The sequence below is a fragment of the Flagellimonas sp. genome, from assembly GCF_965233845.1.
Taxonomy (GTDB): Bacteria; Bacteroidota; Bacteroidia; order Flavobacteriales; family Flavobacteriaceae; genus Flagellimonas.
This window is the reverse complement of the sequence record NZ_OZ247584.1, coordinates 2,473,929-2,487,558: the sequence shown is the minus strand read 5'-3', so window position 1 is coordinate 2,487,558 and position 13,630 is coordinate 2,473,929. Positions and strand designations below refer to the sequence as shown.

Below are 13,630 nucleotides of genomic sequence, written 5' to 3'. Positions count from 1 at the left end.
AAGATGAAAAGAAACATATTCATAAAAACCATAGGCTGTTTTTTGGCCTTGTTGACCTATAGTTGCAGTAAAGACTATTTTGATGTGAACACACCTTCAGGTTCGGCCACGGAAGAACAACTTAGTATGAACGACCTTTTAGGCCCTGCAATATACCATACGGTTTTGGCCCAATATTGGACGGAACGTACCTTTGGCAATTACACACAGTACTTTACAGGCCAAGGTGGAGCATCCAGCGGTGCCACCTCCAACGCATCCGCATGGAGCCAGATTTATTTGTACGCATTGCCCAATATCAATACAATCCTGAAAAAAGCAGAAGCATCCAACTCCAACCACTTTAGTGGAATTGCCAAGGTGTTGATGGCCATAAATATGGGCTTGGCAACCGATAATTGGGATGATGTTCCATTTTCCCAGGCTTCTCTGGGTGTGGAAAACACAACCCCTGCCTTTGATGCCCAGCAAACCGTTTATCAAGAAATAGATGCTTTGTTGGCAGAGGCCATAGCGGACTTGGGCCAAGCCAACGCATCTGAATTCTCTCCCACATCAACTGGCGATATTGTGTACAGGGGCAATATTGAACAATGGATGAGGGCGGCTTACACCCTCAGGGCCAGATTTGCCCTTCATTTGTCCGAGGTGGATGGAGCATCAGCTGCAACTGAAGCCTTGTCCTATATAGAGAACGGTTTTGAGTCCAATGATGACGATTTTCAAATCTTTTTTGAGGAAAGGAACATAAACCCTTGGCACTCCAGACAAGTGTTGGCTGTTGAGACCGGTAATGCACACGATAAAATTGGTGACCAATTGGTAAGCTATATGGATGGCACTTTGTACCCCTTTACGGGCGGAACGGTAAGCATGGACCCAAGATTGCCTGTTTATGCAGATAATGAGGGTGAACCTGGAGATCCCTACCGCGGTTATGTTTCCGGGGGACTTGGATTATCCTCAGACGGAGAATCCGCTAATGCCGATTTTGCTGATAACGGATACTACTCTTCCTTGGATTCCCCATTGGTCATCATCACATATGCGGAAGCTATGTTCATTAAATCCGAAGCAGAATTTCTGGTCAACGGTGGTAACGAGACCAGTACAGGTGCTACGGATGATGCCTACAACGCCTATTTGGCAGGCATTTCCTCCAACATGGACAAATTGGGCGTGGATGGTACGGATTATTTAGCCGACCCAACCATTGCAATGGGCGCTTCCGGATTGATGCTCAACCATATAATGAAGGAGAAATACATTGCCAATTTCCTGAACCCTGAAACCTTTGTGGATTTTAGGCGGTATGATTTTTCTACGGATGTTTTCTTGGATCTGGCGCTACCTGAAGACAGCGCGGAAAGTGAATACCCGAACCAATGGCTGGTTAGGGCTGTCTATCCGGATACGGAGGAGACCCGGAACCCGGACCATGTTTCTGCAAACAAAGAGGAACCTACGGTTCCGGTATGGTGGGACCAATAGATGAATGGAGGTATAACCACAAAAAAGGCATCCCACGGGATGCCTTTTGCATTTTTTGAAGTTCACCAAGGTCAAAAATTAGAATACGTTTTGCTCCGTCAAATAAAGAATGCCTTCGTCCTGTTCGTTTAAGAGCCGTTTGGTCCTGAGATATCGATTGTGGTTGAATTCATCAAAGTTCTCAGCATTCGGCTCCATACTGCTAATATGCACATCCCCCGCCGAGTGTATGAACTCATTATTTCCGAGCCACATGCCCACATGGGTCGCTTTTTCCAGAGTTGAATCCGTGGCCTTTCTTCCAAAAAAGAGTAAATCTCCAGGTGCCAGTTTACTGAAATCTCCATCAACATCAACCAAAATCCCTTCATGGACCTGTTGGGAGGCATCCCTGGGTATGATCATTCCGTTCATAAAGTATACTGTTTTGGTAAAGCCGCTGCAATCTACCCCTTTGGCTGAGGTTCCTCCCCAGAGGTAGGGCACGCCAAGCATTTTTTTGGATGTGGCCACCAAGGCTTCATTGCTATAAGGGAGTTGCGTTTTCCATATCTGGTAAGGCACTGCTTCGGATTTGGAAACGTAAGCTTGTTTTCCATCAGCGTAGTTCACTTCAAAAAAATCATCTTTTTCCGCGGTTAATTGCAAAACGTTGCCAAAAACCAAATCGGACACAACTTGGGAAGCCTTATCTGCTTTCTCAAAGGAATTTCCAAAGGTTTTGGTGTAGATTAATTTATCAGAACCTTGCCATGCGTCAAATTGAGTTTTGTCCATTAAAGCGAGACCTCCGCTATCTACCCAACCCAAATACCGGTCTGGCGTTTGTATACGGTACCAGCTTCCTTCTTTTTGAAAGATTTTAATGGGAGTTCCCATAATTGCCTGGGTAACCATTTCGGCAGAATGGGCAGGTCGTCCCCTCAGGTTGGCAACAGAAACTTTGATAACTCCACGTACCTTACCTTCAAGCGCTTTGGACGGAAGAACCTCGGTACTATCAATATATTCAATTTGTTGTTTTTTTAGCTCCGTTTGTAAGGCCTCCAGTGCTTCAGGAATATTCGTGACGCCTTTTACTATGTAGCCATTTTTGGTCGGTTCGGCATCTATTTCAAAGATGGCGACTCGTTTATCGGGTACGTGTGCTTCTTTTACCGAGTCAATAATCATCTTAACCCCATTGTGTTTTGAAGACGAATCGGTCGTACAGGACACACCAATTATGGTTAGAAGAATGATTAGAGACCATCTTTTTTTCCGAAGGAATGGATACTTCATAAGTTCAGTTTAAATTATGGTTCAATTGGATACGTACAAGGTACACAATTGACACCACTCGATCATTAAGGGATAAAAGTATGTAGACAATCCACTAGTTTGCGTAAATCCTCTTTTTTATGATGGGCACTCAGCACAATTCTGCTTACGATGGGACCATTATCATCCGGGTAGTTGAAATTGGTGAAAACAAACCCGTTTTGTTCCAAAAATTTGGCCAGTTCGGGATTACAGAACTCAAATGTGGGATGTCCTGTAATATGAGAGAAGAGTTGTTTAAAATGGGGTACGTCCTCCATGTATTCAAGATGTTCCATTAACAGGGCCCTTCTTTTTTTATAGATTTCCCCAGCATTTACAAGCGTGCTCAGGAAAGCAGGAGACGCAGGACTTGCCCCACCAAAAAAAGCAGTGTTCTTTAGCATGTCCACAGTGTTTTTGGTGCCAAATACGGCCCCGGCCTGAATACCCATACCTTTTCCCAGGGAAGCGCAAACAATCAGTTGGGCGGGCTTTAATTGCTTTAACATGCTATAGCAGCCGCTCCCTTTTGCGCCTACAATGCCCATTCCGTGCGAATCGTCCCCCACTAAAATAACTTTATCCAAAGGCAATTGCCGTAAAAGTTCGAAATCTGGATACTGTCCTTTGGAAAAGTCGATAGTATCAAAAAGGATGGCCGGGATAATGTCCTTTTCCAAGTTCAGAAATTCGGTAAGCTTTGCATGAAATTCTTCAGAACTGGCTGTTTGAATGACATTACCTGTTGAAAGTGCGATGTGGGCATTGGGAACCGCAATGGCAGGATGTCCTTGTTTCACAAGGGTCTGCACCACTAACTGCGCGGCCAAATATCCGGAAGAAAGTGTGATACAGGATTCACTCCCCACCATTTCGGCCAAATGGGTCTCGGCTTCTTCAAAGATTTTAAGTTGAATATTGGATTTTCGGGAGGCTCCATAATTGGTGCCGTACTTCCTTAGATTTTTGATATACAGGTCTTGAAACTCCTTGTCCAATTGAAGGCCCAAATAGCTTGTTCCCCCAAAATAGAGATATTCCTTGCCGTTTTTATGAATTGTTCGCCCAGGGTAAGAATCAATGGTCATTGCCACTACTTTAGAGTTATGCCACTTCCAGCTGTGGTCGGGAATACGATTTCCCCATTGTTCTTAATGGTTACTCCATGGGCAATGTCCTCCTTAAGCAACATGGCACCGTCCATGTCCACATAATCCAGTTGGGGAAGCAATTGTGCAATAGCGGAAATACCCACGGAAGATTCCGTCATACAGCCCACCATAATTTTTAGCCCCAGTCTCTTACCCTTCTCAATCATACGTAGGGCAGGGGTAAGTCCCCCGCACTTGGTCAATTTTATATTGATGCCATCGAAGTAACCGTTGCATTTTTCAACATCGCCTTCTTCTATGCAACTTTCATCAGCTATGACGGGAAGCACACTTTCCTTTTTAACCCTTTCCATGCCTTTCCAATCATCCGCCCTAAGGGGTTGTTCCAAAAATTCCACCCCCAACTCTTTTAGCAGTGGGGCATTCGCTATGGTCTCCTCCGCGGTCCAGGCACAATTGGCATCAATACGGAAAACACTATCGGTATGTTTGCGGAGTTCCCTCACAATGGCTACATCATCTGGTGTTCCCAGCTTTATTTTATAAACTGGCCATGGCTTTTCCTTCAATTTTTCCACCATCTTTGAAATCGTGTCAATTCCAATGGTGTAGTTGGTAATAGGATATTTTGAATGATCGGTTCCCCAAATAGTATAAAGGGGTTTGTCCAATAACTTACCATAAAGGTCATGGGCGGCCAAATCCAAGGCACAAAGTGTAAAGTTTTGCAGTCCCAACTTTTCCAGATGGCTGTAGAAGCGTTCAGGAGTATCAAACCCATACGCTTCGATTTGGTTTTGGACTGCCGCTATCTCTGCCTTCATGCTTTCCACCGTAATGTGGTAATAGGGATTGGAAGTGGATTCGCCATATCCTGTTTTTCCCTTGTGCGACAGGCAGACAATCATGGTATCCTGGGTTACATGGGTTTCCCTTGATATGCCAAACGGGTGTTGTAACTGTAACTCGTACTTTCTAATTTCAATGCGCATGCGTACCTCGGTTTTGAACGCACTAAGATAACCACAAGGGTAATTGGAAAAGCAAAAACCCGTTGAAATTTCAACGGGTTTTCCAAGTTTTGGATGGTTTGGTTCAATTAGTATTTATGGACGCTGCCAGAGACTGATTTTTTAGTGTGCACTTTGGCATCACCGGTATAGGAAATGTCCGCACCGCTGCTGGCATCGGCTGTTAGGGATTCCGAAACATTTATAGAGATTCCCGCGCCACTGCTCGCGTCCGCATTACAGGTTTTGGCCAATAAATCACGCCCCCTTATATCTGCGCCACTGCTTGCGTCCGCATAGAAGACATCTACCTTTCCTGATATTTTGATATCCGCGCCGCTGCTGGCATCTGCAGAAACTTCAACAGCTACAAGTTCAATATGAAGATCAGATCCACTGCTTGCATCCAAATCCAATTTCTCGGATTCGATTACATTCTGTGCGATTAGGTCCGCACCACTGGAACTTTTTAGCCCTGTGATCTCTGGAAGCGAGACATAAACCTTTTTGGTCGCTCTTCCTATGTTTTCAATGGCATGGATTCTGAGTTTTCCATCCCTAATATCCGTACCGATAAGGTCGATGATGTTTTCATCGGCTTCAACTTCAATTTTGAAATCCTGGTCTTGGGTTACAAATACATCCAGACCTTCGGAGGCGGATACAACGGTAAATTCCTCGGTCACCTTTCTGGTTTCCTCCACCACCTGTCCGTTACCTTTCTTGCCATTCCCAAAGTTGATGTCCATCACACAGGAGGAGGCAAAAAGTGCCAATAATACTGCGATTGCGATTCTAGCTAGTGTTGTCATGATTGTTCTTTTTATGCTCAGCTTGGCTGGGCATTTGTTATTAATTGATTGATTTTATGAAGTGTTCAAATGATACTGAAATTAATTCAGTATGAAATTCGTGTTTATGATTGTTATTTTGTACTAATATTTTCCCAACTGTCAAAAATGGTTGCTCAATTGTTTGATTGATCTCCTGTTTTGATTTCTATACCGTCCTCATCAATTTTCATTTTAAATTGATCATTGCGGTCTTTCACATTGATATCGATTCCGTTTTCGTCCAAAATGATCCGTCCACCCTCTTCTTCCTCATCCGATTCCAGTTCTTCGGGGCAATCTTGGCATTTAAGTTCTCCATCTTCTCCCATGATCCATATATGGCCGATCATATTGCTTCTGTAGTAATCCCTATCGTTTTTGATTCCACGGCCCACATGTCCTCTGGTGGACTCATTAAACTGGATGATTTTCCCTACGGGAACAAAAATCGTTGAGGTCACCTCTTGGTTCCTGGCCTTGTTGGAGGTTGCCGTGGTCAAATAATCATCAAAGATTATTTCGTTATCCTGCACCTCATACCCATAATTGATCTGTCTGGCTCTTTCCCTAGCAGCTGGGGTAGAGCTTCCATGGGAGTCCTTTCTAATATTTATGGACACTTGATCATCTTTGGACTTTCGTATTTTGAAGTTCACGTCATCCGAAATCAAAATCCGCTTGTCATTTTCATCATAGGTAAAACGCATGCGTCCAAAATGCACATCATCCATATTGAATTCCAATTCGGAATCCCTCATTTTGATGACCAGCGTATCCTCCGGATTTTCCAAATACATTTGATCCTTGATGTTCACACTGCCCACATTGGCAAATTCCGCTGCCTGACGAACACCCAGGGCAAAAATGGTTCCTATGGATATCAACCAAAGCCCGAGCAAGGAAAATTTGGCTACGTTTCCAATGGATTTCAAGTTGTTCACCAAAATCTTCAACCCCAAATAGAGCAGGAAGAAAAACGGAATACCGATAGCGAAAAAGATAAGGATGGACATCAGCCATACCGGTGCTCCCGTGGTATTCACGATTTCATAGAAATCCACTCCGGGAATGTGCACGGCATTGGACATACCAACGGTAAACATGGCAATGAACAATCCTACCAGGCTGGATGCCCCGATGATGATCAACAATATTCCAATGAACTTGCCAAAAATCTTAAACAGGAACATGATAATATCCCCGATGGTATCAAAAAAGGTCTTGGAGCTGCTCTTGACCTTGTTGCCTACCTTTTCGTAGTCAACGTTTTTTACCTTGTCTGCAACATCATCAAACCCCTCTTTTACTTTGCGTTCTATATTGCTGATGTTGATGGGCTCTCCCGACATATCCAATTTTTGGGAGGTGGTGGCTGCTTCGGGAACCAAAATCCAAAGGAGGATATAGGCTACTAGTCCGAAACCACTGAAAATGGTCAAAAGGATAAAAAGCAATCTTACCCAAAGTGCATCAATACCCAAGTAATGTTCTAGACCGGAACATACACCCCCAATGTATTTTTGGTCAATATCCCTGTACAGTTTTTTAGTTCTTCTGGTGTTCTCGGTTTGGCTTTTTCTCGGTTCGTCCTCAAAAATGTCCTCATCCACCATATAATCTTCGGGCTGCCCCATAATATTGATGACTTCGTCCACTTCCTTTTGGGTGATGACTTGCCTTTCGTTTTCCATTTTTTCCAAGAAGAGCTCTGCGACCCTTGCTTCAATATCAGCTATGATCTCATCGCTTCCAGCCGTTCCGGAGAAGGAACGTTTTATGGATTCCAGATACCGCCTAAGCTTGTTATACGCCTCATCATCTATATGGAAGAGGGTATTGGCTAGATTTATATTTACTGTCTTGTTCATTTTAGATTCTTATTTTGTGTTGGTTACCAGATTAACTGCATTTCTTAGTTCATCCCAGGTACCGTTTAATTCGTTGAGAAACAACCTTCCCGTTTCGGTAAGGGCATAGTATTTTCGGGGTGGGCCAGAGGTGGATTCTTCCCAACGGTAGTTGAGCAATCCAGCATTTTTCAGCCTCGTTAACAGAGGGTATATGGTGCCCTCCACCACCAGCATCTTAGCGTCTTTTAAGGCTCCGAGTATTTCTGAGGCATACTTGTCCTTGTCATTTAAGATGGACAGAATGCAATACTCCAGAACCCCTTTGCGCATTTGTGCTTTTGTGTTTTCTATGTTCATAACTTCATGGTTCTAATTTTGCCGAACTAGGTTCGGGATCTGTTTAACTGTTCGTTTTTTGCTTCCGCCCAGTCCCTCTTTGATGAGAAGAGGGAGCGGAAACGTTTTTTGACCTGCCTGCCGGCAGGCAGGTTGATGATTTAATTTGATTGATGTTTTTTCGTTTTTTGATTGATGATTAAACTCCTTATGTTTTGATTGATGATGCTAATTATGTTGTATTTGATGGTCATAACTCAACTCCCTTTTGATTTTCCAATTTCCTTCCTCCAATATCCATAAATGTGTATACTTGGCAATATCCCCTTTTTGGTATACTTTTTTTTCATCAAGAAATTCAAAGGTGTGCACCCCATGTTGAATTGCCCCGTACAGTTCGCCATTTTTGTATAAGGGAAATACTTCCAGACTTCCGGTTACCAAAAACCTTTTGGCAGGTTGAGGTTCGCCTTGCTTCCTATTGGAACAACCCTCTTTTATTTGATTGATAAAAGTCTCCTTGCCCTCGGTAAAACCTCCTTTGTCATGATAGAACTCGAAATCCGCTGTGAACATATTGTTCAGAGTGGCGATGTCACATTGATTAAAGGCGGCATCAAATAGGAGACTATCTTTTTCTTTCAAAGTCTTGAACAAGGCTGAATCCGAATCCGCTTGGGCAATCCCAATTGCGGAAACCCCCACAAACATTAATACCAATATGTGTTTCAGCTCCTTCATTATTTAATGAATTTTATGGTAATAGGGTATTTAAAGGTCTCCCCATCATTTGTCCTAATGGTGGCCAAGATGGTGTAAACCACATTGATCACAACTAGGGCTGCCTGAAGCAGCCCTGTGATACCCACCGGCCAAAAGAACCGACCGAACCGAAAATCGTCGCTATCAAAATGGATGTTCAAATTGTTCAGGTCATTTAACCGATGAAAGCCTAGGAAATTCCAGTCAAATAAATCAGGTAAAAACCCGATAAAAAATGGAATACTTACCAATCCAACAACAATGGAATACAACAGCATACTAATTTGAAAATTAAGTGCCTGCTTACCATTGTAATCCACAAATGCGTACTCTTTTTTATTGGCCGTCCACAAAATCAGCGGCAGAATAAAATTCCCAAAAGGAATAAAATACTTGGAAAAGGTGGACGCATGTATGATCGCGGATAAATTTCGTTCGTGTTTGGTTAATGTTGTTGCCATTTTTAATTGATGATTTTGCAATTTGTCATTCTGAAATTGTTACAGAATTTCAACTAGGCTGGCCCCAAATTTGGATGGGAACCCGAGCTTGCTTCGGGTTGATGACAAGCATCACCTATTAGCTTACGATGCAAATATATATCCAAAAGATGGTACTATGCAAAACAAAGTACTATAAATTAACATTTTTTTAACAAATAGAAGTAACGATTAATTTGGTTATTTTTAACCGACCAAAACATAAGTCATGGCTCTTAGTCCCAGTAAATTCAATACTTTCACTTTTTTTAAACTACCTGCCGCCTGGTGGTGTGGCGTACGCCTTACCTATATTGACGAACAAAAAGCAGTAACGAGTGTAAAACATAGATGGTTCAACCAGAATCCTTTTAGATCCATGTTTTGGGCCGTTCAGGGCATGGCTGCAGAGCTAAGTACCGGTGCTATGGTCATTCGTAAAATCCAGAAAAGTGGTAAAAACATTTCCATGTTGGTGGCCAACAACAAAGCAGCCTTTACCAAAAAGGCCACGGGAAGAATAACCTTTACCTGCGAGGATGGGCATTTAATAGAAGAGGCACTCCAAAAAACTGTTAATACGGGTGAGGGGCAGACCTTTTGGATGAAATCGGTGGGAGTAAACAAAGATGGGATAGAGGTTTCCACATTCCATTTTGAGTGGACGGTCAAAATAAAAGAGTAGGCTTCTCATCCCCAGTTTTTCTGTTCTTGTTGTTTGGTTTATAAGCTCGAAATAGACCATTGTTGGCCCAAAAACGCCGGTTTTGTGGGATATAACGTTATTCGTCTAAACTATTTTCTTCACACTGCTTTAAAAGCTACATTAGAGTAATCGAAAAACGGTCATGATTTTTACTTCATCTTTCCGTCTTGCCAAGCGGCTTGCAATTTGTTATTGTAGTTGCTTAACCAATTAACCGTCATGAAGGAAACTAGGGCAATTCCAATAACGTGCGCAATGTTCCTTTTCTTCAACGGATGGGCTTTGGGGCAATCTTCCATTCAGGAAAAAGACCACTACAATTGGTTTGACAAAACCACGGGAATCGAAAACACCAATTTACTGGAGGGAACCTTGACCGTTGCGAAATATGGTACTGTTGATGGCACACATAAATTCTATGCATCCAATGATTACCTAAAGGGACATATCGTGTTTGATGGGGAGACCTATTTCGATGTTGATATGAAATATGATCTCTATGAAGATGAACTATTGCTACCGTTACGAAGTGATGCGCAAGTGCAGCTATTGAAGTTGGTCAAGGAGAGAATTTCTGAATTTGTTATCGACGGACGCAGATTCCTTGCAGTTGTCCATGAGGGGGAAGGTCAAGCCAAGGTGACTTCATTTTATGAGGTGTTGTCTGAAAACCCTTTGTTTCGACTCTTGAAAAAACATAAAAAGGTCGGTTTTGCCAATTACAAAAAGAACCTAGTGCGCTATAAATTCGTGAGCAAGAATGCCTATTACGTAAACCATGGAGGCCATTTGACCGAAATCAAAAACAAAAAGGATATACTCCGAATTTTCCCCGAAGCCAAGAGTGCGCTGAACAAACAATCCTTTGACAATCTCAAAAAAACCAACAGGGACGAGTACGTCATTAAAATGATGGAAGTGATTCACCAACAACTTTTATCCAACAAAAGCACAACGGAGGAATGAAACATATACTAAGTGCTTTATTGGTATTGGGTTTTTATTGTGGATTTGCCCAGGAAATTGACGAGCAATTAAGTTTGTCCTTTGACAACCAATCCATGAAGGAGGCATTGGTTCAACTTCAGGAAAGCACGGATTACATTTTTTATTATGTGGACGACTGGTTGGATACCCGTTCAATTTCCAAAAGTTATGATGGGATCTCCATCAATGAAATTCTAAACGACCTTTTCTCCGATAGCAACCTTAACTATCATATAATGGATGGTAAACGAGTGGTGCTCACCAAGGGAAGTATTATTTATGACGAGCTTCCTGACAACTTTTTTCCTAGTTCGGAGGAACAAACTACCGATTCCATGGCGGTGGAAAGCATTCATGCCAGGGATATTATGCCTATCCTGCAAGGAACAGGTCAGGGAGCAGTTCAACAAACGAGAGAAATCGTCAAAATTGGCAAGGAGGATAGAAACAGCCCAAATCGATTTGCGACCCTTCAGGGTTATGCCATTAACTCGGTTACCCAACAGCCTATTCAGGGTTTGGCCCTAGTGGTCAAGGAAAATGGACAAGGTACAACCACAAATGCCCAGGGCTTTTTTAGCATTCGTCTGCCAGTAGGAAGACAACAGATAGAGGTAAGTGCGTTGGGTTATAGGGGAGAGCAAAAGGAGTTGATTGTTTATGGCGATGGGCAGTTGAATTTTGAACTTACGGAGAGTTTCGAAATACTGGATGAAGTGGTCGTGGAAGGGGATAGGAACAGGAACATTGAGGAGACCATTGGAGGTGTCCTTCAAATCGAAATCAAGGAAATAAAAAATATACCCCTGGTATTGGGAGAGCGGGATATCTTTAAAGTGGCCACTACTTTGCCCGGGGTCACCACTGCAGGGGAGGGAGCATCCGGATTCAATGTACGAGGGGGAAAAACAGACCAAAATCTTATCCTGTTAGATCATGCGGTCATTTATAACCCTTCCCACTTCTTTGGTCTTTTTTCTGCAATCAATCCATTTACCTCCAACAATGTGGATATTTACAAAGGGAACATCCCGGCAGAACATGGGGGAAGATTGTCCTCGGTATTTGACATTCACACCAAAGATGGAAATGACCAAAAATTCTCTGGGGAGGCTTCCATTGGTCCCGTGACGGGTAATTTAACCTTGGAAACACCACTGATCAAGGACAAATCATCGCTTTTGGTAGGGGGAAGGGCTACCTATTCCAATTGGATTTTACGCTCCCTTGAAGATGAGAACCTAAGCAATAGTGAAGCTTCTTTTTTTGATGTTATTGCCAAATACAACTATAAGATCAATAAGAACAACGATGTTAAAGTGATGGGGTATTATAGCAGGGATGCCTTCAATGTGACCCGGGATTCCTTGCAGACCTATAGCAATCGTTCGGTATCACTCCAGTGGAACCATAAGTTTAGTGACAAAAGCAAGGGAGATCTCATTTTTACAAATAGCCAATACAAGTTCGATATAAACTTTGACGCCAATTCAGTGGGCGATTTTGATTTGAAGTACGATATTGAAGAGACCTTGCTAAAGTTGAAAATGAAGTATTTATACAATGCTTCCCATAATTTTGACTATGGAATATCTGGAAAACTCTACAATGTAAATCCAGGAAGTATTGAACCTCTGGCCGGAGAATCCATTGTTGACCCCGTTTTTCTTCCCAAGGAAAAAGGCCTGGAGGCCGCTGTGTTCCTATCCGATGATTTCAAAATAAATGATAGATTATCCATCAATGCCGGATTACGGTATTCCTGGTATGCGGCTTTAGGGGAATCAGCGCAGCGGATCTATGCAGAAGGCCAGCCCAGGAGTGAAGAAACCCTTGTTGAGACCCAAACGTTTGACAATAATGAGGTAATCAAATCTTATGGTGGTCTGGAGGCCAGGTTGTCAACTCGATATTTTTTGACTCCAAGCCTTTCGGCCAAGGCCAGCTACAACAACACTTTTCAATATGTACATACCTTGTCCAACAACACAACCGCTTCTCCAACGGATACTTGGAAACTTTCCGACATCAATATAGAACCCCAACGGGCCGATCAATTTGCCTTGGGACTACATAAAAACATCAATGACAACGAGTATGAACTAAGTATTGAAGGCTATTATAAAAAGTTCTCCAACATATTGGACTATAAGACCGGTGCCAATCTTCTATTGAACGAGGCGGTGGAAACTAACGTACTTCAAGGAGATGGTAAGTCCTACGGGGTTGAACTGTTGATAAAAAAGAACCAAGGCAAGGTAAATGGGTGGCTAGGTTATACCTATTCACGTTCCCTGATCAAATTTGATGGGAACTTGGAAGAAGAGCGAATAAATGGAGGGAAATATTTTTCTTCCAATTTTGATAAGCCCCATGATCTTAGTTTGGTGACCAACTATAAATTTAACCGGCGTTTTAGTCTTTCGGCCAATTTTGTGTACCAGACGGGAAGACCGGTGACCTATCCTGTTGGCAATTATGTGTACGAGGGCAAGGAATACACTTTTTATAGTGACCGAAACAAATTTAGAATCCCGGATTATTACAGATTGGATGTCAGTTTTAATATCGAGGGAAACCATAAAATTAAAAAGTTTGCCCATAGTTTTTGGAATATATCAGTGTACAATGTGTTGGGAAGGAACAACCCGTTTTCCGTATTCTTTGTAACGGAAGAAGGGCAAATCAAGGCTTATAAAAGCTCCATTTTTGCTATTCCAATACCAACCATTACCTATAATTTTAAGTTTTGACACAAGGAA

General features: G+C 42.6%; 12 protein-coding genes. 4 read left to right on the top strand and 8 right to left on the bottom strand.

Going from position 1 to position 13,630, the window contains the following annotated elements:
• The first annotated feature begins 3 nt into the window (after positions 1–3).
• Positions 4–1,491 carry a SusD/RagB family nutrient-binding outer membrane lipoprotein gene (locus ACO6S0_RS10935; protein ID WP_422348417.1) on the top strand — a complete coding sequence of 496 codons (1,488 nt, stop codon included), beginning with the start codon at positions 4–6 and terminating at the stop codon, positions 1,489–1,491.
• A 78-nt stretch (positions 1,492–1,569) separates the two neighbouring features.
• Here ACO6S0_RS10935 and ACO6S0_RS10930 read toward each other — a convergent pair whose 3' ends face one another.
• The 8 genes from ACO6S0_RS10930 to ACO6S0_RS10895 all read right to left on the bottom strand — a co-directional run bounded on the left by ACO6S0_RS10930 (position 1,570) and on the right by ACO6S0_RS10895 (position 9,157).
• Entirely contained in the window at positions 1,570–2,772 is a 1,203-nt protein-coding gene (locus tag ACO6S0_RS10930) for an NlpC/P60 family protein (RefSeq protein WP_422348416.1), read from the bottom strand.
• A 65-nt stretch (positions 2,773–2,837) separates the two neighbouring features.
• Positions 2,838–3,881: a pyridoxal phosphate-dependent aminotransferase family protein gene (locus ACO6S0_RS10925; RefSeq protein WP_422348415.1), complete on the bottom strand. Its 1,044-nt coding sequence runs from the start codon at positions 3,879–3,881 to the stop codon at positions 2,838–2,840.
• A gap of 5 nt (positions 3,882–3,886) precedes the next feature.
• Positions 3,887–4,897 carry a dipeptide epimerase gene (locus ACO6S0_RS10920; protein ID WP_422348414.1) on the bottom strand — a complete coding sequence of 337 codons (1,011 nt, stop codon included), beginning with the start codon at positions 4,895–4,897 and terminating at the stop codon, positions 3,887–3,889.
• 107 nt (positions 4,898–5,004) lie between these two features.
• On the bottom strand, positions 5,005–5,727 hold the full coding sequence (locus ACO6S0_RS10915) for a head GIN domain-containing protein (protein WP_422348413.1): 723 nt from the start codon (positions 5,725–5,727) through the stop codon (positions 5,005–5,007).
• Positions 5,728–5,882: 155 nt separating this feature from the next.
• Positions 5,883–7,616 (bottom strand): PspC domain-containing protein, encoded by a 1,734-nt coding sequence (locus tag ACO6S0_RS10910; RefSeq protein WP_422348412.1) that lies wholly within the window; start codon positions 7,614–7,616, stop codon positions 5,883–5,885.
• 9 nt (positions 7,617–7,625) lie between these two features.
• Complete coding sequence (locus ACO6S0_RS10905; RefSeq protein ID WP_097045933.1) at positions 7,626–7,955, bottom strand: PadR family transcriptional regulator; 330 nt, start codon at positions 7,953–7,955, stop codon at positions 7,626–7,628.
• A 207-nt stretch (positions 7,956–8,162) separates the two neighbouring features.
• The gene (locus ACO6S0_RS10900; RefSeq protein ID WP_422348411.1) at positions 8,163–8,675 is read right to left on the bottom strand and encodes a nuclear transport factor 2 family protein; all 513 of its coding nucleotides are present in this window, start codon (positions 8,673–8,675) and stop codon (positions 8,163–8,165) included.
• Positions 8,675–9,157, bottom strand: a complete 483-nt coding sequence (locus ACO6S0_RS10895) for a DUF4870 domain-containing protein (protein ID WP_422348410.1) — start codon at positions 9,155–9,157, stop codon at positions 8,675–8,677. The genes ACO6S0_RS10900 and ACO6S0_RS10895 overlap by 1 nt, the downstream gene beginning before the upstream one ends.
• A 247-nt stretch (positions 9,158–9,404) precedes the next feature.
• Between ACO6S0_RS10895 and ACO6S0_RS10890 the strand changes: the two genes are divergently transcribed.
• From ACO6S0_RS10890 to ACO6S0_RS10880, 3 genes are all read left to right on the top strand, one after another.
• A complete protein-coding gene (locus ACO6S0_RS10890) occupies positions 9,405–9,860 on the top strand; it encodes a DUF4442 domain-containing protein (RefSeq protein ID WP_422348409.1) in 456 nt (151 codons plus the stop codon).
• A 276-nt stretch (positions 9,861–10,136) separates the two neighbouring features.
• On the top strand, positions 10,137–10,847 hold the full coding sequence (locus ACO6S0_RS10885) for a hypothetical protein (RefSeq protein WP_422348408.1): 711 nt from the start codon (positions 10,137–10,139) through the stop codon (positions 10,845–10,847).
• Positions 10,844–13,621 carry a TonB-dependent receptor gene (locus tag ACO6S0_RS10880; RefSeq protein WP_422348407.1) on the top strand — a complete coding sequence of 926 codons (2,778 nt, stop codon included), beginning with the start codon at positions 10,844–10,846 and terminating at the stop codon, positions 13,619–13,621. The genes ACO6S0_RS10885 and ACO6S0_RS10880 overlap by 4 nt, the downstream gene beginning before the upstream one ends.
• Positions 13,622–13,630: the final 9 nt, after the last annotated feature.